Source organism: Neobacillus niacini (genome assembly GCF_000759675.1).
In the GTDB taxonomy this organism is placed as follows: Bacteria; Bacillota; Bacilli; order Bacillales; family Cytobacillaceae; genus Neobacillus; species Neobacillus niacini_A.
In genome coordinates this window covers 188505-211085 of sequence record NZ_BAWM01000045.1, presented here as the reverse complement: position 1 = coordinate 211085, position 22581 = coordinate 188505, and the positions used below count along the sequence as shown (strand labels likewise).

22 protein-coding genes and 1 riboswitch are annotated in these 22581 nt (G+C 40.8%); of the genes, 20 read left to right on the top strand and 2 right to left on the bottom strand.

Features of this window, described 5'->3' with window-relative positions; genetic code table 11:
- The first annotated feature begins 90 nt into the window (after positions 1 to 90).
- From TR08_RS17855 to purD, 15 genes are all read left to right on the top strand, one after another.
- The gene (locus TR08_RS17855; RefSeq protein ID WP_045520432.1) at positions 91 to 552 is read left to right on the top strand and encodes a MarR family winged helix-turn-helix transcriptional regulator; all 462 of its coding nucleotides are present in this window, start codon (positions 91 to 93) and stop codon (positions 550 to 552) included.
- Between the two features lie 151 nt (positions 553 to 703).
- A complete protein-coding gene (locus TR08_RS17850; protein ID WP_370576347.1) occupies positions 704 to 1228 on the top strand; it encodes a DUF2179 domain-containing protein in 525 nt (174 codons plus the stop codon).
- Positions 1225 to 1422, top strand: a complete 198-nt coding sequence (locus tag TR08_RS17845; RefSeq protein WP_045520429.1) for an NETI motif-containing protein — start codon at positions 1225 to 1227, stop codon at positions 1420 to 1422. The genes TR08_RS17850 and TR08_RS17845 overlap by 4 nt, the downstream gene beginning before the upstream one ends.
- An 85-nt stretch (positions 1423 to 1507) precedes the next feature.
- Positions 1508 to 1609: riboswitch (purine riboswitch) on the top strand.
- A 285-nt stretch (positions 1610 to 1894) separates the two neighbouring features.
- Entirely contained in the window at positions 1895 to 2383 is a 489-nt protein-coding gene (purE, locus tag TR08_RS17840) for a 5-(carboxyamino)imidazole ribonucleotide mutase (RefSeq protein WP_045520427.1), read from the top strand.
- Positions 2370 to 3524: a 5-(carboxyamino)imidazole ribonucleotide synthase gene (gene purK, locus TR08_RS17835; RefSeq protein ID WP_193747779.1), complete on the top strand. Its 1155-nt coding sequence runs from the start codon at positions 2370 to 2372 to the stop codon at positions 3522 to 3524. Before purE ends, purK begins: the two co-directional genes overlap by 14 nt.
- A complete protein-coding gene (gene purB / locus TR08_RS17830; protein ID WP_045520421.1) occupies positions 3521 to 4819 on the top strand; it encodes an adenylosuccinate lyase in 1299 nt (432 codons plus the stop codon). The genes purK and purB overlap by 4 nt, the downstream gene beginning before the upstream one ends.
- Positions 4820 to 5141: 322 nt before the next feature.
- A complete protein-coding gene (purC, locus tag TR08_RS17825) occupies positions 5142 to 5855 on the top strand; it encodes a phosphoribosylaminoimidazolesuccinocarboxamide synthase (RefSeq protein WP_045520419.1) in 714 nt (237 codons plus the stop codon).
- The gene (gene purS, locus TR08_RS17820; RefSeq protein WP_045520417.1) at positions 5848 to 6102 is read left to right on the top strand and encodes a phosphoribosylformylglycinamidine synthase subunit PurS; all 255 of its coding nucleotides are present in this window, start codon (positions 5848 to 5850) and stop codon (positions 6100 to 6102) included. The genes purC and purS overlap by 8 nt, the downstream gene beginning before the upstream one ends.
- Positions 6099 to 6782 (top strand): phosphoribosylformylglycinamidine synthase subunit PurQ, encoded by a 684-nt coding sequence (purQ, locus tag TR08_RS17815; protein ID WP_045520415.1) that lies wholly within the window; start codon positions 6099 to 6101, stop codon positions 6780 to 6782. The genes purS and purQ overlap by 4 nt, the downstream gene beginning before the upstream one ends.
- On the top strand, positions 6766 to 8994 hold the full coding sequence (gene purL / locus TR08_RS17810) for a phosphoribosylformylglycinamidine synthase subunit PurL (protein ID WP_045520413.1): 2229 nt from the start codon (positions 6766 to 6768) through the stop codon (positions 8992 to 8994). Before purQ ends, purL begins: the two co-directional genes overlap by 17 nt.
- Positions 8970 to 10376, top strand: a complete 1407-nt coding sequence (gene purF / locus TR08_RS17805; protein ID WP_045520411.1) for an amidophosphoribosyltransferase — start codon at positions 8970 to 8972, stop codon at positions 10374 to 10376. The genes purL and purF overlap by 25 nt, the downstream gene beginning before the upstream one ends.
- Before the next feature lie 11 nt (positions 10377 to 10387).
- Positions 10388 to 11413, top strand: a complete 1026-nt coding sequence (gene purM / locus TR08_RS17800; RefSeq protein ID WP_045520408.1) for a phosphoribosylformylglycinamidine cyclo-ligase — start codon at positions 10388 to 10390, stop codon at positions 11411 to 11413.
- A complete protein-coding gene (purN, locus tag TR08_RS17795; protein ID WP_045520406.1) occupies positions 11410 to 12012 on the top strand; it encodes a phosphoribosylglycinamide formyltransferase in 603 nt (200 codons plus the stop codon). The genes purM and purN overlap by 4 nt, the downstream gene beginning before the upstream one ends.
- Positions 11987 to 13525 (top strand): bifunctional phosphoribosylaminoimidazolecarboxamide formyltransferase/IMP cyclohydrolase, encoded by a 1539-nt coding sequence (purH, locus tag TR08_RS17790; protein ID WP_045520405.1) that lies wholly within the window; start codon positions 11987 to 11989, stop codon positions 13523 to 13525. The genes purN and purH overlap by 26 nt, the downstream gene beginning before the upstream one ends.
- A 15-nt stretch (positions 13526 to 13540) precedes the next feature.
- A complete protein-coding gene (purD, locus tag TR08_RS17785; protein WP_045520404.1) occupies positions 13541 to 14812 on the top strand; it encodes a phosphoribosylamine--glycine ligase in 1272 nt (423 codons plus the stop codon).
- Here purD and TR08_RS33980 read toward each other — a convergent pair.
- A complete protein-coding gene (locus TR08_RS33980; protein WP_370576346.1) occupies positions 14790 to 14879 on the bottom strand; it encodes an EYxxD motif small membrane protein in 90 nt (29 codons plus the stop codon). The two genes, purD and TR08_RS33980, sit on opposite strands and share 23 nt — an antisense overlap.
- A gap of 396 nt (positions 14880 to 15275) precedes the next feature.
- A complete protein-coding gene (locus TR08_RS17780) occupies positions 15276 to 15566 on the bottom strand; it encodes a YgaP family membrane protein (protein ID WP_045520403.1) in 291 nt (96 codons plus the stop codon).
- Between the two features lie 292 nt (positions 15567 to 15858).
- Here TR08_RS17780 and TR08_RS17775 point away from each other — a divergent pair, with 292 nt between their 5' ends.
- From TR08_RS17775 to pcrA, 5 genes are all read left to right on the top strand, one after another.
- A complete protein-coding gene (locus TR08_RS17775) occupies positions 15859 to 17601 on the top strand; it encodes an adenine deaminase C-terminal domain-containing protein (RefSeq protein ID WP_045520402.1) in 1743 nt (580 codons plus the stop codon).
- A gap of 77 nt (positions 17602 to 17678) precedes the next feature.
- A complete protein-coding gene (locus TR08_RS17770) occupies positions 17679 to 18725 on the top strand; it encodes a DUF3048 domain-containing protein (RefSeq protein ID WP_045520400.1) in 1047 nt (348 codons plus the stop codon).
- A gap of 28 nt (positions 18726 to 18753) precedes the next feature.
- Positions 18754 to 19065 (top strand): YerC/YecD family TrpR-related protein, encoded by a 312-nt coding sequence (locus TR08_RS17765; RefSeq protein ID WP_045520399.1) that lies wholly within the window; start codon positions 18754 to 18756, stop codon positions 19063 to 19065.
- 438 nt (positions 19066 to 19503) lie between these two features.
- Complete coding sequence (locus TR08_RS17760; RefSeq protein ID WP_045520397.1) at positions 19504 to 20187, top strand: heptaprenylglyceryl phosphate synthase; 684 nt, start codon at positions 19504 to 19506, stop codon at positions 20185 to 20187.
- Positions 20188 to 20251: 64 nt separating this feature from the next.
- Entirely contained in the window at positions 20252 to 22507 is a 2256-nt protein-coding gene (pcrA, locus tag TR08_RS17755; RefSeq protein WP_045520395.1) for a DNA helicase PcrA, read from the top strand.
- Positions 22508 to 22581: the final 74 nt, after the last annotated feature.

Below are 22581 nucleotides of genomic sequence, written 5' to 3'. Positions count from 1 at the left end.
ATCCAGCTTAGTCTTTTTATTTTAATAAACATTTAAGTTCGCTTAAATATTAATAGTGGTTTATAATGGAAATATGAAGAGGTGAAAGAAGTGAACAAAGATTTAGAAATTATATGCAGTAAAATTGTAGATTACTCCAATGCTTTGAGTTCTCTATTTTTAGAGGACTATAAGAAACTAATTAACGATGAGTTTGCCGACCTATCAACAAAACAACAAGTAATCTTAGAGCTCTTAAGGGTGAAAAATCGGACTGTTAATGAAATTTCACACTTTTTATCCATTACGGCCAGTGCTGCGAGTCAGCTCATTTCAAAACTGGAAAAGCAGTATTATGTAAAAAGAGAGATAAATCCTGACAACCGCCGCGAAATTATCGTTCAACTAGGTGAAAAAGGTCACCGCTATAATCAAATGGTAGAAAAAAATCAGCTGTTTATCATTGAAAAGTACTATGCGAAATTGCCGAAGGAAGATTTAGAAAAACTATTAGACATCCATGAAAAACTCTATCATATTGGTGTCGAAGCCCAAAAAGAAGTATTACCTTAGTAAAATAATCCTAGTATAGGACCTGTCAAATGGCGGGTCTTCTTTAAATTAAATGAAAAATTTAATCAAAAGGGTTACACTAACAAAATAACGTACCTAGAATTGTCCAAGATGAGAATAGGAGGTTTAGTCTTTGTTAGAGAATAGTTTTATGATGGTAGTGATTATCTTACTTATCAACATCGTTTATGTTTCATTTTTTACGATAAGAATGATTCTAACGTTAAAAGGGCAGCGGTATTTGGCGGCTTCTCTTAGTATGATCGAAGTCGTTATTTATGTGTTAGGTCTCGGTCTTGTTTTAAATAATCTTAATGAAATCCAAAATCTAATCGCATATGCGGTTGGTTATGGAATTGGGGTTATTGTCGGGATGAAAATAGAGGAAAAGCTGGCTTTGGGCTATATTACGGTAAATGTAATAACTAATGCATATGATAAAGACTTGCCTAAAACATTAAGGGAAAAAGGATATGGTGTAACAAATTGGGAAGCAAATGGTCTGGAAGGCGATCGGATGGCAATGCAAATTTTAACACCAAGAAAATTTGAACTTAAATTGTATGACACGATAAAAAATTTGGATCCAAAAGCATTCATCATCTCCTATGAACCAAAATCTATCCATGGAGGATTTTGGGTGAAATCTGTGAAAAGAGGGAAATTATTTTCATGAGTAAAAAGAAAATGCAATTTGAAGTACAAGAAAATGAAAGTATTGAAGCTTGTTTAGAGCGGATGAAAAAACAGGGGTATGTACCGGTTCGCCGGACGGAAAAACCAATTTTTAAGGAGGTAATTACTGGGAATAAAACTACCTATGAACCGGTTGGAAGACAGATTGTATTTGAGGCCGTCAGCAGTGAGTAAATACGAACGTTATATTTTTTATAAATAAAATCGTTCGTTTTTATTGACCATTTGCCCCTTAAATTGTAATATAAAGGTGTCAAAAAAATATATAAAGTAACACCCTCGTATAATAATGGGAATATGGCCTATAAGTATCTACCCAATTACCGTAAATGATTGGACTATGAGGGGAAGTGGAAATGCCAGAAACGTTAACTCGTTTCAGGGTATTTACTGTGCCGATTTCAGCCCGGACAGACTGCTTTCTCTCATTTCGTGGAAATTGGAGAAGTATCTGTTTTGGGCTTTTTATATTGGTAAAGTAAGAAAAGCGTAAGCGCCTTGAACAAGGAAAAATGCAGTTCAATTTTTCCCAGGAGCGACAGGCATAAGACGAGCCGGTGGGAAGGTTGTTCTTTAACCTTCTTGACGGATTGGCTTAGACCTGAGAGCCCCCTAGGCTGCTTGCGCTAGACAAAGGGGAGAGAACATGAATCCGATTGTGGCGGTAATAATGGGAAGCAAATCAGATTGGGAAACGATGAAGCATACCTGTGAAATCCTTGACCGGTTAGAAGTTCCGTATGAGAAAAAGGTGGTTTCAGCCCACCGCACTCCTGATTTGATGTTTGAATTTGCTGAGAATGCTAGAGTAAGCGGAATTAAGGTAATCATCGCAGGTGCAGGCGGTGCGGCACATCTGCCAGGTATGGTTGCAGCAAAGACCACATTGCCAGTTATCGGTGTACCTGTTCAATCGAAGGCATTGAATGGACTAGACTCACTATTATCCATCGTGCAAATGCCAGCAGGGGTACCAGTGGCAACAGTGGCAATCGGAAAAGCAGGGGCAACAAATGCGGGATTACTGGCAGCACAAATCGTTTCGATTAACGATTCGAAATTACAAGAACGACTCGAGCAAGTCCGTATTGAAGCAAAAATTGCAGCAATAGAAAGTAGTGATGAGCTTGTTTAATAAAACCATTTTACCGGGTCAAACAATTGGAATTATTGGCGGCGGACAGCTAGGACGGATGATGGCCCTTTCCGCAAGAGCAATGGGCTATCGAATTGCTGTATTAGACCCTGTTGAAGATTCTCCTTGCGGCCAAGTGGCTGATTATAAGATTATCGGCAATTATGATGATCTACCAGCAATTAGCCAACTAGCTGAAGTAAGTGATGTCATTACCTACGAATTTGAAAATATCGATGCTGCAGCGCTTGAATGGCTTTGTAATCAAGCATATGTACCACAGGGTAAGAACTTACTTGAAATTACGCAGGATCGAGTAAAAGAAAAAGAGGCAATTGAAAACGCTGGTGTTCAGGTGGCACCTTATGCCGTAATCAATTCGCTGAATGACCTTAATGAAAATTGTGAAAGACTTGGCTATCCTGTAGTATTGAAAACAGCACGAGGCGGCTATGACGGCAAAGGGCAAGTAGTTCTTAAAAATAGTCAGGATATCGAAAAGGCTCAAGTCCTTCTTGAAAATGGACAATGTATCTTGGAAAAATGGATTTCTTTTACGAAAGAAATTTCAGTCATAATCGTTAGAAATTCAAATGGTGAAACAGCTGTATTTCCGGTTGGAGAAAATATTCATCGCGATAACATTCTCCACCAAACATTTTCTCCAGCACGTATTAGTAAACAAGCGGAGAATAATGCAATTCAATCAGCGATACAACTTGCTAATGCCTTTGAGTTAGTAGGGACACTGGCGGTTGAAATGTTTTTAACAGCGGGGGATAACATTTACATAAATGAACTCGCTCCTAGACCGCATAATTCAGGGCATTATACGATTGAGGCATGTGAAACATCACAATTCGAACAGCATATTAGGGCTGTGTGTAACCTGCCCCTTGGTAAGACAGAGCTATTAAAGCCTGCGGTGATGGTTAATATATTAGGAGAGCATGTTCAAAACGTGTTAGAAAAATTAACAAACGTACCAGATTGGAAAGTTCATTTATATGGGAAAGAAGAGGCAAAACTAAAAAGAAAGATGGGGCATGTAACGATTCTATGTGATTCTGTTGATACTGCCCTTGAAGAAGTGAGTAACAGTAACATTTGGGAAGAAAAAAGTCTGGAGGCAAAAAGATGATTGATCGTTATACAAGACCTGAAATGGGTGCAATATGGACAGAGGAAAACCGCTTTAATGCTTGGTTAGAGGTTGAAATACTTGCATGTGAGGCATGGTCTGAGTTAGGTGATATTCCGAAAGAGGACGTAAAGAAGCTTCGTGAAAATGCATCCTTTAATATTGACCGGATTAAAGAAATTGAAGAGGAAACAAGACATGATGTTGTTGCTTTCACTCGCGCGGTATCCGAGACATTAGGGGAAGAGCGCAAGTGGGTGCATTACGGGTTAACTTCAACGGATGTAGTTGATACCGCACTTTCTTACTTATTAAAGCAAGCCAATGCGATTATCCGCAAGGACCTTGAAAACTTTATTGAAATCCTAAAGAACAAAGCGATCGAACATAAATTTACCGTCATGATGGGACGTACGCACGGCGTACATGCTGAACCGACTACTTTTGGATTGAAGCTTGCTCTTTGGTATGAAGAAATGAAACGGAACCTGGAACGTTTTAATCAGGCAGCTACTGGTGTTGAGTTTGGGAAAATTTCCGGAGCAGTTGGAACTTACGCTAATATCAACCCGTTTGTTGAACAATATGTGTGTGAAAAACTGGGTACCCAGCCTGCGCCAATCTCAACCCAAACCTTGCAGCGAGACCGCCATGCACACTATATGTCCACTCTTGCATTGATTGCTACTTCGGTTGAAAAATTTGCCGTGGAAGTTCGTGGGTTACAAAAAAGTGAAACGCGTGAAGTCGAAGAGTTTTTTGCAAAAGGACAAAAAGGATCATCTGCGATGCCTCATAAACGAAACCCAATTGGGTCTGAAAATATGACTGGTTTGGCCCGTGTGATTCGCGGCTATATGATGACCGCCTATGAAAATGTTCCACTATGGCATGAGCGCGATATTTCACACTCTTCTGCAGAGCGGATCATTTTACCAGATGCAACGATTGCCTTGAACTACATGTTAAATCGTTTCGGCAACATCATTAAAAACCTAACTGTGTATCCAGAAAACATGAAACGTAACATGGACCGGACGCTTGGCTTGATTTACTCACAAAGAGTCCTGCTTGCGTTGATTGACAAAGGTTTATCACGTGAAGAGGCTTATGATACCGTTCAGCCAAAAACAATGGAGTCATGGGAAAAGCAAGTTCCTTTCCGCGGTTTGATTGAAGAGGAGCCGAAAATTACAAGCTTGCTTTCAATGGAAGAAATTGCTAACTGCTTTGATTACAACTATCACCTGCAGCATGTTGATACCATCTTTGATCGATTAGGGTTGAATGGGTAAGAGCTATTAATGACCGAAATCGGTTGAGAATCGAAAAAGCGGTCACCAAAGAGGGCTTTTGGTGACCGAAACGGTTGGAAAAATGAGAAAGTGGTAACCAAAGAGGGCTTTTGGTGACCAAAAGCGAGTGAAAATCAAGAAAGTGGTAACCAAGGAAGGCTCTTGGAGACCAAAGACGAGTAAAAACCAAGAAAGTGGTAACCAAAGAAGCCAATTAGTTACCGAAATCTAATAAATAACAAGAATATGGGCACTAACACTGATTTCCAGTGCCTATAATACTTTTAAGATTCCCAATATTGCGAATTAGGAGGCATTCTTTATGAGAGAACTTCTCTATGAAGGAAAAGCGAAGCGAATTTTTAAAACGGAAGATGAACAAACTGTTTTGATTGAGTATAAGGATTCGGCAACAGCTTTCAACGGGCAAAAGAAGGCAGATATTACTGGTAAGGGACGTTTGAATAACGAAATTACTAGTTTGCTATTTTTAAAGCTTAAGGAACAGGGAATTGAGTCGCATTTTATTAAGAGAATTTCAGAAACAGAGCAGCTAGTTAAAAAAGTATCGATTATTCCGCTTGAGGTTGTCGTTCGTAATGTTGCTGCAGGAAGTCTTTCAAAGCGATTAGGGATCGAAGAAGGTAAAGAATTAACTAAGCCACTTGTTGAGTTTTATCTAAAAAATGATGATCTTGGTGACCCGCTGTTAACAGTTGACCATGTCTACGAATTGAATGTAGCAACTTCTGAAGAACTAGCAATTTTAAAAGAAAAGGCACTAATAATTAATACAGTTTTATCAAGCTTTTTTACAGAGCTAGGCATTAACCTCATCGATTTCAAGCTTGAGTTTGGTAAGGACGATGAAGGCAAGATACTATTAGCAGATGAGATTTCACCGGACACCTGCAGATTGTGGGACAAAAAGACAAATGCAAAGCTCGATAAAGATGTATTCCGTCGGGACCTTGGCAGTTTAACAGAAGCCTATGAAACCATTTTAGCCAGATTAGGGGGAAAGCAGCATGTATAAGGTAAAGGTATATGTCACGTTAAGAGAAAGTGTATTAGATCCACAAGGTAAGGCAGTAACTCATTCACTCCATTCGTTAAATTTTCCTGAAGTAACCGATGTTCGAATTGGAAAATATATGGAATTAATAGTCGAAAAATCAGAACGTAATCTTGATGAAGTAATCAATGAGGTTTGCAGCAAGCTCCTTGCAAATCCAGTCATTGAAGACTACCGTTATGAAGTAGAGGAGTGTGTTCCTCAGTGAAGTTTGCAGTCATCGTTTTTCCAGGGTCTAACTGTGATATCGATATGTACCATGCGATTAAGGATGAACTTGGTGAGCAGGTTGAATATGTATGGCATGACACAGAGAGCTTAGATGAGTTTGATGGAATCTTACTTCCTGGTGGTTTTTCATATGGTGATTATTTACGTACAGGAGCCATTGCTCGTTTTAGTAAGGTAATGAAAGCAGTAGTAAAAGCAGCAGAAGCAGGGAAACCAATTCTTGGTGTCTGCAACGGATTTCAGATTTTATTGGAAGTTGGTCTACTGCCTGGGGCAATGAGACGAAATGAAAGTCTATCATTTATCTGTAAACCCGTAAACCTAAAGGTAGCGAACAATGGGACCATGTTTTCTACAGCCTATGCTCAAGGAGAAACCATCTCCATACCAGTAGCGCATGGAGAAGGAAACTACTATTGTGATGAGGAAACGCTTGCTGGGCTAAAAGCAAATAACCAAATCGTTTTCACTTACCAGGATAATCCGAACGGAAGTTTAGAAGATATAGCAGGAATTATCAATGAAAAGGGTAACGTTTTAGGGATGATGCCGCACCCTGAAAGAGCCGTTGATGAGTTATTAGGCGGAGCAGATGGCTTAAAATTATTTCAATCGATTGTAAGAAGCTGGAGGGAAGCAAATGTTGTTAAAGCATGAACCAAGACCAGATCAAGTAAAGACAGAAAAACTTTATCAGCAAATGGGCTTATCCGATGAAGAATTTACGCTGGTTGAAAATATTCTTGGCCGTACTCCGAACTACACCGAAACCGGATTATTCTCCGTTATGTGGTCGGAGCATTGCAGCTATAAAAACTCAAAGCCAGTATTAAGAAAATTCCCTGTCACAGGTGAAAGAGTCCTCCAAGGTCCTGGAGAAGGTGCTGGAATTGTCGATATCGGTGACGATCAGGCGGTCGTATTTAAGATTGAAAGTCATAACCATCCTTCGGCAATTGAACCTTATCAAGGTGCAGCAACTGGTGTGGGCGGAATTATCCGTGATATTTTTTCGATGGGGGCACGCCCTATAGCTCTATTAAACTCACTTCGCTTCGGTGAACTCAACGATTCTGCAAGGGTCCGCTACTTGTTCAAAGAAGTAGTTGCTGGGATTGCAGGGTACGGCAATTGTATCGGGATTCCAACCGTTGGCGGTGAAATTCAATTTGAATCATGTTATGAAGGCAATCCTTTGGTCAATGCGATGTGTGTCGGTTTGATTGATCATAAAGACATTAAAAAAGGTCTCGCACAAGGTGTTGGCAATACAGTCATGTATGTCGGGGCAAAAACTGGTCGCGATGGGATTCATGGCGCAACCTTCGCTTCTGAAGAATTGACAGAGCAATCCGACGAAAACCGTCCAGCCGTTCAGGTCGGTGATCCATTCATGGAGAAGCTTTTACTAGAAGCTTGTCTAGAGCTTATCCAATCAGATGCACTTGTAGGTATTCAGGATATGGGAGCGGCTGGATTAACGAGTTCATCAGCAGAAATGGCAAGTAAAGCTGGAATGGGAATAGAGATGAACCTTGACCTTGTCCCACAGCGTGAAACAGGAATGACGGCATATGAAATGATGCTTTCTGAATCACAGGAGAGAATGTTGATTGTCATCACAAAGGGAAGAGAGCAAGAAATCAACGAGCTTTTCTCTAAATATGATTTAGAAGCAGTAGCCATTGGTACAGTAACAGACGATAAAAAGCTAAGACTGATTCATAACGGAGAAGTGGTTGCTGATGTTCCGGTTGATGCATTAGCCGAAGATGCTCCAGTTTATCACAAACCATCAAAAGTTCCAGCTTATTATCAGGAATTCCAAGCTATGGAGGCGGATATCCCTCACGTTGCTGATCCAAAAGAGACGCTTCTAAAGCTATTAAGTCAGCCAACGATTGCGAGCAAGGAATGGGTTTATCAGCAATATGACTATATGGTGCGCACAAATACAGTTGTGTCTCCAGGTTCAGATGCGGCTGTCGTCCGGATTCGTGGAACTCGAAAGGCATTAGCGATGACGACAGACTGTAATTCACGCTATGTCTATTTAGATCCTGAGGTCGGCGGAAAAATTGCTGTTGCAGAAGCCGCACGTAATATTGTCTGCTCTGGTGCAGAACCATTAGCGATTACCGATAACCTCAACTTTGGAAATCCAGAAAAACCAGAAGTATTCTGGCAGATTGAAAAAGCAGCAGATGGAATAAGTGAAGCCTGCCGGGTTCTTGAGACGCCTGTTATCGGCGGGAATGTATCCCTCTATAACGAAACAAGCGGAACAGCCATCTATCCAACACCGGTAATTGGTATGGTTGGATTGGTAACAGACATCGATCATATTACCACTCAATATTTTAAGAATAACGGCGACCTTATTTACTTAGTCGGAGAAACAAAGGATGAGTTCGGAGGAAGTGAACTTCAAAAGCTGGTTTATGGAAAGGTTTTTGGAAAAGCTCCGGAATTAAATATTGAAGTTGAAAAAGAAAGTCAAAACCAAGTTTTAGCTGCGATTCGTGCAGGAGTTGTTCAATCAGCACATGACCTATCAGAAGGTGGGTTAGCAGTGGCTGTATCAGAGAGTCTGTTTACGAATGAACAGCTTGGTGCGGAAATTAACATCACAGGAAATCAGGTTTCAGCCTTATTTAGTGAAACACAATCCCGTTTCCTATTAACTGTGAAAAAAGAACATCAAACAGAGTTTGAAAGTTTAGTAGCTGCCAAACTGATTGGTGAAGTAAATGATACTGCGACATTAAAAGTCAAAGCTGAAAATAATACCGTTTTAGAAGCTTCTGTAAACCAATTGAAGGATGCCTGGAAAGGAGCTATTCCATGCTTGCTGAAATCAAGGGATTAAATGAAGAGTGCGGAGTCTTTGGGGTCTGGGGACACCCAGATTCTGCACAGCTTACCTATTACGGACTCCATAGCCTGCAGCACCGAGGTCAAGAGGGTACAGGTATTGTCGTATCCGACGGAAATAAGCTTAGAGTTGTGAAAGGTGAAGGTCTAGTTTCAGAGATTTTCACTTCGAACGTGATGGAAGAATTAAAGGGTACGTCTGCGATTGGGCATGTTCGTTATGCGACAGCAGGGGGCGGCGGCTATGAGAACGTCCAGCCCTTGCTGTTCCATTCTCAAACAGGAAGTCTCGCCCTTGCTCATAACGGCAATCTAGTAAATGCCAATTTCTTAAAACATCAGCTTGAAGCACAAGGAAGTATTTTTCAAACAAGCTCAGACACGGAGGTTTTAGCTCATTTAATAAGAAGAAGCGGCTACCCCCAATTAAAAGACCAGGTGAAAAATGCACTTTCGATGTTAAAAGGAGCGTATGCATATTTAATCTTAACAGAAAAAGAGTTAATGGTTGCTCTCGATCCTCATGGATTAAGACCACTTTCGCTCGGATGTATTGGAAATGCTTATGTGGTTGCTTCAGAAACCTGTGCTTTTGATGTTGTTGGAGCTGAATACATCCGCGACATTAGGCCAGGAGAACTGTTAATCATCAATGAGGATGGAATTACCTCTGAGCAATTCGCATTTAATTCTCAGAAGTCGATTTGTGCGATGGAATATGTTTATTTTTCAAGACCTGATAGCAATATCCAAGGAATCAATGTTCATACAGCCCGTAAAAACATGGGGAAAAGATTAGCGGTAGAAGCACCGATTGAAGCTGATGTAGTAACGGGAGTTCCAGATTCAAGTATTTCAGCAGCGATTGGTTATGCGGAAGCTGCGGGTATTCCCTATGAGATGGGTTTGGTTAAAAACAAATATGTAGGCAGGACCTTTATACAGCCAACTCAATCGTTACGTGAGCAAGGTGTAAAAATGAAGCTGTCTGCGGTTCGTGGTGTCGTTGAAGGAAAACGTGTTGTCATGGTTGATGACTCAATTGTTCGTGGAACGACGAGCAGACGAATTGTCTCGCTGCTAAAAGAGGCAGGAGCGACTGAAGTGCACGTAGTAATCAGTTCACCACCGATTAAAAATCCATGTTTTTATGGAATTGATACATCAACAAAAGAAGAATTAATTGCTTCAGATAAATCAGTGGAAGAAATTAGACAGCTGATTGGTGCTGATTCATTAACCTTTATTAGTACAGAGGGGATGTTAGGAGCCATTGTTAAAACAGAAGGAACAAATGGATTCTGCCTTGGCTGCTTTAATGGTGACTACCCAACTGAAATTTATCCAGATACACTCCAATATTATTATCAAAAATAGGGGGGACCATCATGGCGAATGCTTATAAACAGGCAGGCGTAAACATCGAGGCAGGCTATGAAGCTGTTGAGAGAATGAAAAAGCATGTACAAAAAACAGCCCGAGCTGGTGTGTTAGGGGGCCTGGGCGGGTTCGGCGGAATGTTCGACCTGTCTTCGCTTAACCTAAAAGAGCCTGTTCTTGTATCGGGAACAGACGGAGTGGGTACCAAGCTGATGGTTGCTTTTTGGATGGACCAGCATGACACGATTGGCATAGATGCAGTAGCAATGTGCGTCAATGATATTGTTGTTCAAGGCGCAGAGCCTTTGTTCTTTTTAGATTATATTGCTTGCGGAAAAGCTGAACCTGAAAAGATTGAGGCAATTGTAAAAGGAATTGCGGAAGGGTGTGAGCAGGCAGGCTGCGCACTCATCGGCGGTGAAACAGCTGAAATGCCTGGATTATATAGTGAAAATGAGTATGATCTTGCAGGATTTACGGTTGGTGCATGTGAGAAATCCCAATTGATTACAGGGGAAAATATCAAGCCAGGCGATGTGCTAATTGGATTAGCTTCAAGTGGAATCCACAGCAATGGTTATTCACTCGTAAGGAAAGTCTTCAATAACTGGGCTTTAACAGAATATGTTGAGGAGCTTGGCTGTAGCTTGGGTGAAGAGTTATTGAAACCAACGAGAATATATGTAAAACCAATTTTATCAGCATTGAAAAAATTCAACATAAAAGGCATGGCCCATATTACCGGAGGCGGTTTTATTGAGAATATCCCTCGGATGCTTCCTAAGGGACTTGGAGCAGACATTTATGAAAAAAGCTGGGAGATCCCACCGATTTTTAATCTAATCACTACTGTTGGACAAATCGATCAGCAAGAAATGTATAATATTTTTAACATGGGTATTGGCATGGTTATTGCTGTTGATAAGGATATCGCTGCAGATTTGATGGAGCACTTAAAACAATCCGGGGAAACTGCCTATGAAATCGGTGTTGTAACCGAAGAAGAAGGAATTAATATGGGTGGTCGCCGATGAAAAAAATTGCGGTTTTTGCCTCAGGAAATGGAAGTAATTTTCAAGCGATCATTGATGTAGTGAAAGCCGGACAACTTGAAGCAGACATCGCACTTCTCGTTTGTGACAAGCCGGAAGCCTTTGCCGCCCAGCGGGCAAAGGCCGCCCATATCCCAACTTTTGCTTTTAATCCTAAGGAATATGGATCCAAAGAAGCTTATGAAAAGGCGGTTTTGGAGAAATTAACCAGCTATGGTGTCGAGTTTATCGTTCTAGCTGGTTTTATGAGGCTGATTGGTCCAACCTTGCTCGGAGCGTACGCTGGACGAATCGTTAATATCCATCCTTCGCTTCTTCCTGCCTTTCCAGGTAAAGATGCGATTGGTCAGGCCTTGGCTGCAAAGGCAAAATGGAGCGGAGTTACGATTCACTTCGTTGATGAAGGAATGGACACTGGACCCATCATTGTACAAGAACGCTTCCGCCTAAGTGAAAAGGAAACAAGAGAAAGTCTGCAACGGAAAATACAAAGTATCGAGTATAAGCTTTATCCATCCATCCTGCAAATGCTGTTAACGAGAGGGGAAGTTGAAAGTGACAAAAAAGCGCGCACTTATTAGTGTTTCTGATAAAAATGGTATTTCTGATTTTGCTAAAGAATTAGTCAGCTTAGGTTTTGAAATTATTTCAACTGGCGGAACGAAAAAAGCACTTCAAGAACAAGGGATTCCTGTTCTCGGAGTGAGTGAAGTAACCGGCTTTCCAGAAATATTAGAAGGACGTGTAAAAACGTTAAATCCGTTCATTCATGGGGGCTTACTTGCAAAACATGATGACGAACAGCACCAAAAGCAGCTTGAAGAACATGGTATTGATCCTATTCAAGTGGTTTGTGTTAATCTTTATCCTTTTCAGCAAACGATTGAAAAGCCTGATGTAACAACTGAAGCAGCGATAGAAAATATTGATATCGGCGGTCCAACGATGTTACGTGCATCAGCTAAAAATCATCAATATGTAACGGTGGTTGTTGACCCAGTTGACTATAATAAGGTGATTGAGGAATTTAAAGCAGATGGTAAAACGACGTTGGAAACACGTAGAAAGCTGGCGGCAAAGGTTTTCCGTCACACAGCAGCTTATGACGCTTTAATTGCAGAATACATGACAGAACTCGCACAGGAAGAAACACCTGAAAAATTAACCGTTACATATGAGCTAAAGCAGTCGCTCCGTTACGGGGAAAATCCACATCAAAAAGCTGCATTTTATAAAAAACCACTAGGCTCCACTTTCTCCATTGCTAATGCGGAGCAGCTCCATGGGAAAGAGCTTTCCTATAATAATATTAATGATGCGGACGCTGCCTTGCAGATTGTGAAGGAATTTACCGAGCCTGCAGCTGTTGCCGTGAAGCATATGAATCCATGCGGTATTGGAACTGGAAAAAATAGTTTTACTGCTTTTGAAAAAGCCTTTGCTGCGGATCCCGTTTCCATTTTTGGCGGAATTATTGCTTTTAATAGTGAAGTGGATGCAGAGACAGCTGGCAAACTTCATGAGATTTTCTTAGAAATTATTATTGCGCCATCTTTCTCTGAGGAAGCATTAACAATTTTAACAGCTAAAAAGAACCTTCGTTTATTAACGATTCCATTTTCAGGGGCAAAAAAACCAGAGATGAAGCTGACCACGATTGAAGGTGGACTGCTTGCTCAAGAACAGGACACTTTCACGTTAGACAATGCTACGATTACAGTACCTACGAAAAGACAGCCAACTGAGCAGGAATGGGCAGCATTAAAGCTCGGCTGGAAGGTAGTCAAACATGTAAAATCCAATGCTATTGTCGTAACGAAAGAGGATATGACAATTGGAATTGGTGCTGGACAAATGAACAGGGTAGGTGCCGCTGAAATCGCCTTAAAACAAGCAGGTGAAAAAGCTGCAGGTGCAGCACTCGCCTCTGATGCCTTTTTCCCTATGGATGATACCGTAGAAGCCGCAGCAATAGCAGGAATTACCGCAATCATTCAGCCAGGTGGTTCAATTCGCGACGAGGACTCCATCAAAAAAGCGGATGAATACGGAATTGCTATGGTATTTACCGGAGTTAGACATTTTAAACACTAAAATGAGGTGAGATGGGTGAAGGTTCTAATCATTGGCCGAGGTGGAAGAGAACATGCACTGTGTCGAAAGGTTAGTGAAAGCACGCTTGTAGAAAAAGTATTTGTGGCTCCTGGTAATCACGGGATGGAGGATGTCGCAGAACGTCTTTTGATTGACGAAAGTAATCATGAACAACTTATTCAATTCGCGACGGAACAGGGAATTGGTTTAACGATTATCGGACCAGAAGTTCCTTTGCTTGAAGGGTTAGCAGATAAATTTGAAAGCGCAGGTCTAGCTGTGTTTGGACCTCGGAAGCTGGCAGCCGAAATCGAAGGAAGTAAATCGTTCGCAAAGGAAATCATGAGAAAGTATGAGATTCCCACTGCTGAATATGCTGTATTCACCAATTATGACGAAGCGAAGCAATATATTGAAGAAAAAGGCGCTCCTATCGTCATTAAAGCCGATGGACTAGCTGCTGGTAAAGGCGTTACAGTTGCCTTAACCTTGGAAGAAGCATTACAAAGTGCAGAAGAAATGCTCGTTGACCAAAAATTTGGTGAAGCTTCGGCACGGGTAGTCATTGAAGAGTTTCTAGGCGGTGAGGAATTTTCCCTCATGGCGTTCGTAAATGGGGAAGTCGTGATACCGTTAGAAATCGCCCAAGATCATAAACGTGCCTTTGACGGTGACAACGGTCCAAATACAGGAGGAATGGGTGCATATTCTCCTGTTCCACATATTGATAACAAGACGGTTGAGACAGCAATTGAAACGATTCTTAAGCCGGCTGCAAAGGCAATGATTCAAGAAGGAAGAAGCTTTTGTGGAATCTTATATGCTGGTTTGATTGCAAGTGAAAATGGTCCGAAGGTTATCGAGTTTAATGCTCGTTTTGGAGACCCGGAAACACAAGTAATTTTACCAAGATTAAAATCAGATTTGGTTCAGACCATCCTAGATGTTTTAGACGGTGGCACCCCAGAGTTAGTGTGGGATGATCAACCGATGGTAGGTGTTGTGGTTGCAGCGAAAGGGTATCCAGAGCAATATGAAAAAGGTGCTGTTCTAAAAGGCTTAGCGGATTTTTCAAATGAAGTCTATACCTTCCATGCAGGAACAACTAAAAATCAACTAGGTGAATTTGAAACTGCTGGAGGCAGAGTTCTCTTAGTAGGAGCAAAAGCTGAAAGTTTAAAGGAAGCGCAGGATACTGTCTATCGAGAGCTTGAAAAATTATCATGTGATGGAGTTTTTTATCGAAAAGATATCGGCTTCAAGGCTATCGGGCGCGTCTTCTGTTAGAGCGGCGGAGAAATTCAAATAAATGTGCCACAATACCGCCAATTAAACTGATTATTACAAACGACATATCTAATAAATATTCCCAAAACATGATTCATTACTATCATTCAAGGGCTGACCAACTACGGTCACCCCTATTTTTTTTGAGTAGGAATTCTTAGTTTGGCTGCTAATCGTTACCGCTGCTTCCAAAATATCAAGGAAAGGGGCACGATTAGCGACTAATCGTTACCGCAAACTCCAAAAAATCGAGGAGAAGGGCACGATTAGCGACTAATCGTTACTGCAAACTCCAAAAAGTCGAGGAGAAGGGCACGATTAGCGACTAATCGTTACAGTAAACTCCAAAAAATCGAGGAGAAGGGCACGATTAGCGACTAATCGTTACCGCAAACTCCAAAAATTCAAAAAGAAGGGCACAATTAGGTTAATTCAAACTCTTATTGGCAAAGATAGCCGTTAATTAAGATGGATTGTATGGCAAGAACTGATCGACATCGGTTTTGTTTGAGCCATCGCCAAGGGCAAGTGGTGTTTGCTGCTCCATTTCCTGATATCTTTCAAATAGTGCTGTTACAGGACAAAAACGAACAATACCCTCAGCAACCTTCATTGCTCCGCAAATGGCAATAAATAAATAGGAGTCTCTCCATGGAAACTTCACCATTTTAGCCGTACTCCAAGAAAGAATCGTAAGACCAATTGTAATCCTAATTAATGCGTTGATTATCCCGATATTTTTAGTAATGTTCACACTGTTCACTCCTTCACAATATTTTAACAGTAATTATCCAATTCTTTAATGCGTTAAACAGTAATATATGATAGTATAAAGTTAAATTCATTTTTGTAAGGGCTTTCTTTATTGAAAAATCAACATTCTTACTATCTAGCTCCAGCGCCTAGGGGGTCGGGGTCATAAGCCAATCCGTCAAGAAGGTAAAGACCGACCTTCTCGCCGGCTCGTCTTATGCCTGTCGCCCCTGGGCAAGGCGCTTTCGCTTTTATAAATAGATAAATAGCTTCTAAGAAAGGGAGGGTATCGTATGCTGGAACAACGTTATCGATGGAAAAATAAACATTTACGCATGCATGTATCCGTTTTAGATGGAAAAACTTCACCAACCATTTTGTTAAAAAATGCCTTGTATTTAAATCAAACATTTCGCCAGTGGATGCGGGCGAATATTTGGATATATGAAGATCGGATTGTATATGTTGGCGAGAATTTACCGCCGGAATTGGAAAACTGTGAAATCATTGACTGTACAAATGAAATTCTTGTTCCAGGTTATATCGAGCCACATGCCCATCCTTATCAATTATATAATCCCCATACTCTGGCGGCGTATGCATCCCAGTTTGGAACAACGACCATCATTAATGACAACATATCTTTGATTATGAATTTAAAGAAAAAGGAAGCATTTTCTTTATTGAAGGACTTGCGTTCCATCCCAACAACCATGTTCTGGTGGTGCCGGTTTGATGCGCAAACTGAAATTTTAAATGAAGAAGATGTTTTTTCACATAGCAATATTAAATCGTGGTTAGAGCATGACGCTGTTCTGCAAGGCGGTGAATTAACTGGCTGGCCTAAATTGTTAGACGGCGATGATATGATGCTGCATTGGATTCAAGAAGCAAAACGGATGCACAAAAAGATTGAAGGACATTTTCCAGGTGCATCAGAGAAAACATTAGCTAAAATGATACTGTTAGGTGCAGATAGTGACCATGAGGCAATGACAGGTGAAGAAGTATATAACCGCTTAATGCAGGGATATATGGTTTCATTGAGATATTCTTCAATCCGTCCTGACCTTCCAGACTTGCTGGATGATATAAAGAGATTAGGAATTGAAGCCTATGATCGTTTAATGTTTAACACAGATGGTGCAACATCCACGTTTTATGAGCAAGGTATCACCGATACGATGATTCGGATTGCCATTGAAAAAGGTGTACCAGTGATTGATGCTTATAATATGGCAACAGTGAATATTGCCCGTTATTACAACATTGACCATCTACATGGTAATATTGCAACTGGCCGTGTCGCAAATATCAACTTCCTATCCAGTATTGAAGACCCTACACCTCATTCTGTACTGGCAAAAGGTAAATGGGTAAAACGTGACGGACAATTGATTGACGCTTATCACTCCATTAATTGGGACGATTATGGTCTGAAGCCAATGGAACTGGAATGGAATCTAAGCCTTGACGATTTACAATTTTCAATGCCATTTGGCATTAAGATGGAGAATTCGGTTATAACCAAGCCGTATTCCATTGCGATTGATGCCTCTTATGATGAGTTGTCAACCGACCATGATGAATGTTTCTTCTCTCTGCTAGACAGGAATGGCAAGTGGAGGATTAATACATTGTTAAAAGGATTTGCCACAAATCTTTCTGCACTGGCTAGTTCATTTTCCAATACGGGTGACATTATCTTAATTGGAAAAAATAAACGTGATATGCTTGCAGCTTTCGATAGGATGAAGGAGTTAGGCGGCGGAATTGTCATGGTTGAGGAAGATCATGTTGTATGTGAGATACCGTTAAGGCTTAACGGAATTATGTCAAATCTTTCAATTAAGGAATTAATAAACGAAGAAAAGAAGCTGCTTGTTGAATTGAGGGACCGTGGATATTCCTTCTCAGATCCTGTATACAGCTTGTTATTCTTTTCAGCTACTCATTTACCCTATATTCGAATCACCCAACAGGGTATGTACGATGTAATGAACAAAACTGTTCTCTTTCCGTCGATAATGCGTTAAACTATAAAAGTAATTAATTGGTTAAAAAACGTCAGTATTTCTTACTTCCGAGAAAAGAGATAGGAGTGTTTTAAAGTATGAAGAAATTGGCTGTTGCAGCAACAGCAATTCTTTTACTACTCTCTGGCTGCACCGATAAACAAAAGGCTAATGGACCAAAAGAGCCGGTAAAAGAAGTTGAAGAAGTGATACAAGATGAGGTAGAAAATGAAATCCCGTATCACTACCCATTAACTGGGGTAGGTTCAGAGACTAAGACAGATGGAAGAGCAGTGGCGGTTATGATTAATAATCATCCAAAGGCGAGACCTCAATCTGGTTTACACAAAGCGGATATTGTTTATGAAATTCTAGCAGAAGGCGATGTTACTCGGTTCCTTGCTGTTTTCCAAAGTGAAAAACCAGACAATATGGGTCCCGTTCGAAGTGCAAGGGACTATTACGTTGATCTGGCAAAAGGTCTGGATGCGCTTTTTATAGCCCACGGCTATAGTGAAGAGGCAAGAGAATTGCTTGAACGCGGCTATGTTGATAATTTAAATGGTATGGTCTATGATGGAACACTGTTTAAAAGAGCAAGTTTCCGAGACGCACCCCATAATTCCTATATTACGTATGAAAATGTTTTAAAAGGTGCAAAGGAAAAGAAATACTCGATGGATCAGTCTCCGCCAGAGTTTAAATTTTTAACTGAGGATGAAAGTAAATCGGTAACGGGGGATGAAGCGAAATCTGTAATGATTTCATATTCTGCTAGTGGGATTTTCGATTCGATTTACGAATATGATGCTTCAGTTGGAAAATACAAGCGCTACTCTAATGGGGATCAAACCATTGATCATGAATCGAAAGAACCCATTCTGATTGATAATCTGTTTATAATTGAGACTACCCATCAAGTTATTGATGAGGCGGCTCATAAGGAAATTGATTTAGAATCAGGGGGATCTGGCTACTTACTGCAAAAGGGTAAGGTAATCCAAGTGGAATGGAAAAATGATAACGGTGTAATCGTTCCAGTGAGTAATGGCGAAGTTGTACCGTTTGTTCAAGGAAAGACATGGGTCAATGTGGTTCCGACGAATCCGGGTCTTCAAACAAGTGTTTCGTTTAATGTAAAATAATTCTTAACTAATTAAAGGGGTTAAATATATGCAAATTAATAAGTTACGTGGAAAAGAGCTTGATCAGTTATTTCAAGCTGTACTCTCATTGAAGGACCTTGAGGAATGCTATCGATTCTTTGATGATCTATGTACCATTAATGAAATTCAATCATTAGCACAACGTTTAGATGTAGCAAGAATGCTACGTGATGGTAATACCTATCATAAAATTGAGACTGAAACGGGTGCAAGCACAGCAACCATTTCACGTGTGAAGCGTTGCTTAAATTTTGGTAATGACACCTATGAAATGGTATTAGAGCGGATTAAGACGGAAAATATAACAGAAGAAAAATAATCCGAACCGAAGAGACCACTCTTCGGTTTTTCTTTTTTAATCCAGCTCCAGCGCCTAGGGGCTCGGGGTCATAAGCTTGTCTAGTTTCGGCTCCTTGGGACTCGAGTCATAAGCCGCCCCCTGAAGAAGGCAAAGAGCGCCTTCTTGCAGGTTTCGTCTTATGCCTTCGTCCCAGGGCAGTCGCCTCCACATTTCCGACAATCCGTCAAGAAGGTTAAAGAGCAACCTTCTCGCCGGCTCGTCTTATGCCTGTCGCCCCTGAGCACAAAGGGAAGCTCCTTCGAATAATCTTCGCAGGAACAAGCTGTGCTTGTTCCGAAGGCGCTTCCGCTTTTTATATGGTTAGAATTTCTATTAGCGAATTTAGTGTTTTCTTTTTTAATCGAATGAGCTAATGCTATAATGGTGTAATGTAAGATTGAATGGGAGGATCTTGGGATGTATGATTTTCGCGAGTGGCGCCATGTGTTTAAACTCGATCCAAATAAAGAGATATCGGATGATAAGCTAGAGAAAATATGCGGATCCGGAACAGACGCAGTAATGGTTGGAGGAACAGATGGGGTAACCCTGGAAAAGGTTCTGGATCTTATGGCTCGAATTCGCCGCTATACCGTTCCTTGTGTCCTCGAAGTTTCAAGTATTGATATCGTTACCCCTGGATTTGACCTTTATTTTATTCCGACAATTTTAAATAGCAATGATACAAAGTGGATAACTGGACTTCACCATCGCGCAGTTAAAGAATTTGGTGAAATTATGGATTGGGAAGAAATCGTCATGGAAGGCTATTGCATATTGAATGAAGAATGCAAAGCAGCTAAACTGACTTCTGCCATTGCAGATGCTTCGACCGAAGAAGTAAAGGCTTATGCGATGATGGCAGAGAAAATGTTTCATTTGCCAATCTTTTATCTTGAATATAGTGGTCGATATGGGGATGTTCAAGTAGTAGCTGAAGTTAAGAAGGTTTTGGAGAAAACGGTCCTATTCTATGGCGGAGGAATTTCAACAGTTGATCAAGCCTCTGAAATGGCTAAGTATGCCGATGTTATTGTGGTTGGAAACGCCATTTATGATCATTTTGACCAAGCCTTGGCAACAGTAAAAAGCGTACGATGAAATTTGCTTAATTGGATAGAAAGAGTTAAAATAAGAACAAATGTTTGGTATGGTGGTGAAGGAATTGCAATATTTATCAGAAAAGCTTTTAAATGGTTTAAACCCAGAACAACAAAATGCAGTAAAAGCAACGGACGGTCCGCTTTTACTAATGGCCGGTGCAGGAAGTGGAAAAACGAGAGTACTAACGCACCGTATAGCCTATTTAATTGTTGAAAAACGTGTAAATCCTTATAACATTTTAGCGATTACCTTTACAAATAAAGCAGCTCGCGAAATGAGAGAGCGTATCGGGAAAATGATGGGCGGAGCAGCGGAAGAAATTTGGATCTCCACTTTTCACTCCATGTGTGTAAGAATACTGCGCAGGGACATCGACAGGATGGGCTTTAACCGCAACTTTACAATTTTAGATACAGGCGATCAGCAATCAGTGGTTAAAGGAATTCTTAAAGATAAGAACCTTGATCCCAAAAAATATGATCCGCGGGCAATTTTAGGGGCTATCAGCTCAGCAAAAAATGAATTAATTGATCCGGAAGAGTACGCAAAAACCGCTGGCGGCTATTTTGAACAAACGGTTAGCGATGTATATACAGAATATCAGAAACGGTTACGGAAAAATCAAGCACTCGATTTTGATGACTTGATTATGATGACGATTCAATTGTTTCAACGTGTACCTGAAGTGCTTGAATATTATCAACGGAAATTCCAGTACATTCATGTCGATGAATATCAGGATACAAACCGAGCACAGTATATGCTGGTAAAATTTCTTGCGAACCGTTTTAAGAATCTATGTGTTGTTGGGGACTCCGACCAGTCGATTTATCGCTGGCGTGGAGCAGACATTGCCAATATTCTCTCGTTTGAAAAAGATTATCCGAATGCTACTGTTATTCTCCTAGAGCAAAACTATCGTTCCACAAAAAGAATTCTACTAGCAGCAAATAAGGTAATCGAAAATAATGTAACCCGTAAGGCAAAGAATCTTTGGACGGAAAACCCAGAGGGAAACAAACTTGTTTACTATCGTGCAGATAGTGAGCAAGGTGAAGCACAGTTTGTTGCGGGGAAAATTAAAGAATTAATGCGCGATGGCAAGTACAAGCTTTCCGACGTTGCCATCCTTTACCGGACAAACGCTCAGTCCCGTGTAATGGAGGAAGTGCTGTTAAAATCAAATATTGAATACAGCATTGTAGGCGGAACGAAGTTCTATGACAGAAAAGAAATCAAGGACATGCTTGCATATTTGAGGCTCATTTCTAATCCTGATGATGACATCAGCTTACAGCGTATTATTAACGTACCGAAGCGTGGAATTGGGTCAAGTTCAGTAGATAAAATGGCTGACTTTGCTGCCATGCATGATATCTCTATTTTTCAGGCGCTCGACTCAGTTGAGTTACTAGGGTTAAGTCCAAAAATCACCAAGGGTGCCAGAGAATTTAGAGATTTAATTAAAAACTATACTCAAATGCAGGAATTTCTATCTGTAACCGAATTGGTTGAGGATATTTTAGATAAGTCTGGTTATCGTGAAATGCTGAAGGCAGAGAAATCAATCGAAGCCCAAAGCAGACTTGAGAACCTTGACGAATTATTATCTGTAACAAAGAACTTTGAAGAAGTGAGTGAAGATAGAAGTTTAGTTGCTTTCTTAACGGATTTAGCACTTGTCGCAGATATTGATTCGCTAGATGAAGACGGTGAAAAAACAGATTCGATTACCCTTATGACCTTGCACTCTGCAAAAGGATTAGAATTTCCAGTCGTCTTTTTAATTGGATTGGAAGAGGGAGTTTTCCCTCACAGTCGTTCATTAATGGAAGAAGCAGAAATGGAAGAAGAGCGCCGCTTGGCATACGTAGGGATTACTCGGGCAGAGCAAACTCTTTTCATCACAAATGCTCAAATGAGAACGTTGTTTGGGCGTACAAGCATGAATCCTGCTTCCCGGTTTATCCGTGAAATCCCTGAAGACCTTTTAGAAGGTGTGGAAAAAGACGAACGGAAGAATACATCGTTTGGATCAAGAGGGACTTCTTTTGGAAGGAGTACTTCTAGTACAACAGGAACCTCCTTTGGTACACCGGCAACTAGAAAACCAGTCATGAGACCTGTAGCTTCTTCTACTGGCGGGGATACCATCGGCTGGAGAGTCGGCGATAAAGCTGAACATGGCAAATGGGGCATTGGAACAGTGGTAAGTGTTAAAGGAGAAGGCGAAGGAACAGAGCTGGATATTGCTTTCCCAAGCCCAACAGGTATTAAACGCCTGCTTGCAAAATTCGCACCCATTAAAAAAGTATAGGTTATATAGCTCATGGTTGATTGGAGCAGAAGGCACGAGATTCTCGAAATTGCTATGGCATTTCCTTCGTGCGG

What these genes read in the sequence shown, in the direction of transcription:
- purL (WP_045520413.1), top strand. Translation starts at nt 6,766, where the DNA reads ATGTTGTTAAAGCATGAACCAAGACCAGATCAAGTAAAGACAGAAAAA.
- TR08_RS17850 (WP_370576347.1), top strand. Translation starts at nt 704, where the DNA reads ATGATGGTAGTGATTATCTTACTTATCAACATCGTTTATGTTTCATTT.
- purC (WP_045520419.1), top strand. Translation starts at nt 5,142, where the DNA reads ATGAGAGAACTTCTCTATGAAGGAAAAGCGAAGCGAATTTTTAAAACG.
- TR08_RS17775 (WP_045520402.1), top strand. Translation starts at nt 15,859, where the DNA reads ATGCTGGAACAACGTTATCGATGGAAAAATAAACATTTACGCATGCAT.
- purK (WP_193747779.1), top strand. Translation starts at nt 2,370, where the DNA reads ATGAGCTTGTTTAATAAAACCATTTTACCGGGTCAAACAATTGGAATT.
- TR08_RS17770 (WP_045520400.1), top strand. Translation starts at nt 17,679, where the DNA reads ATGAAGAAATTGGCTGTTGCAGCAACAGCAATTCTTTTACTACTCTCT.
- purM (WP_045520408.1), top strand. Translation starts at nt 10,388, where the DNA reads ATGGCGAATGCTTATAAACAGGCAGGCGTAAACATCGAGGCAGGCTAT.
- purB (WP_045520421.1), top strand. Translation starts at nt 3,521, where the DNA reads ATGATTGATCGTTATACAAGACCTGAAATGGGTGCAATATGGACAGAG.
- TR08_RS17765 (WP_045520399.1), top strand. Translation starts at nt 18,754, where the DNA reads ATGCAAATTAATAAGTTACGTGGAAAAGAGCTTGATCAGTTATTTCAA.
- purF (WP_045520411.1), top strand. Translation starts at nt 8,970, where the DNA reads ATGCTTGCTGAAATCAAGGGATTAAATGAAGAGTGCGGAGTCTTTGGG.
- purN (WP_045520406.1), top strand. Translation starts at nt 11,410, where the DNA reads ATGAAAAAAATTGCGGTTTTTGCCTCAGGAAATGGAAGTAATTTTCAA.
- purS (WP_045520417.1), top strand. Translation starts at nt 5,848, where the DNA reads ATGTATAAGGTAAAGGTATATGTCACGTTAAGAGAAAGTGTATTAGAT.
- TR08_RS17760 (WP_045520397.1), top strand. Translation starts at nt 19,504, where the DNA reads ATGTATGATTTTCGCGAGTGGCGCCATGTGTTTAAACTCGATCCAAAT.
- TR08_RS33980 (WP_370576346.1), bottom strand. Translation starts at nt 14,879, where the DNA reads ATGTCGTTTGTAATAATCAGTTTAATTGGCGGTATTGTGGCACATTTA.
- purE (WP_045520427.1), top strand. Translation starts at nt 1,895, where the DNA reads ATGAATCCGATTGTGGCGGTAATAATGGGAAGCAAATCAGATTGGGAA.
- TR08_RS17845 (WP_045520429.1), top strand. Translation starts at nt 1,225, where the DNA reads ATGAGTAAAAAGAAAATGCAATTTGAAGTACAAGAAAATGAAAGTATT.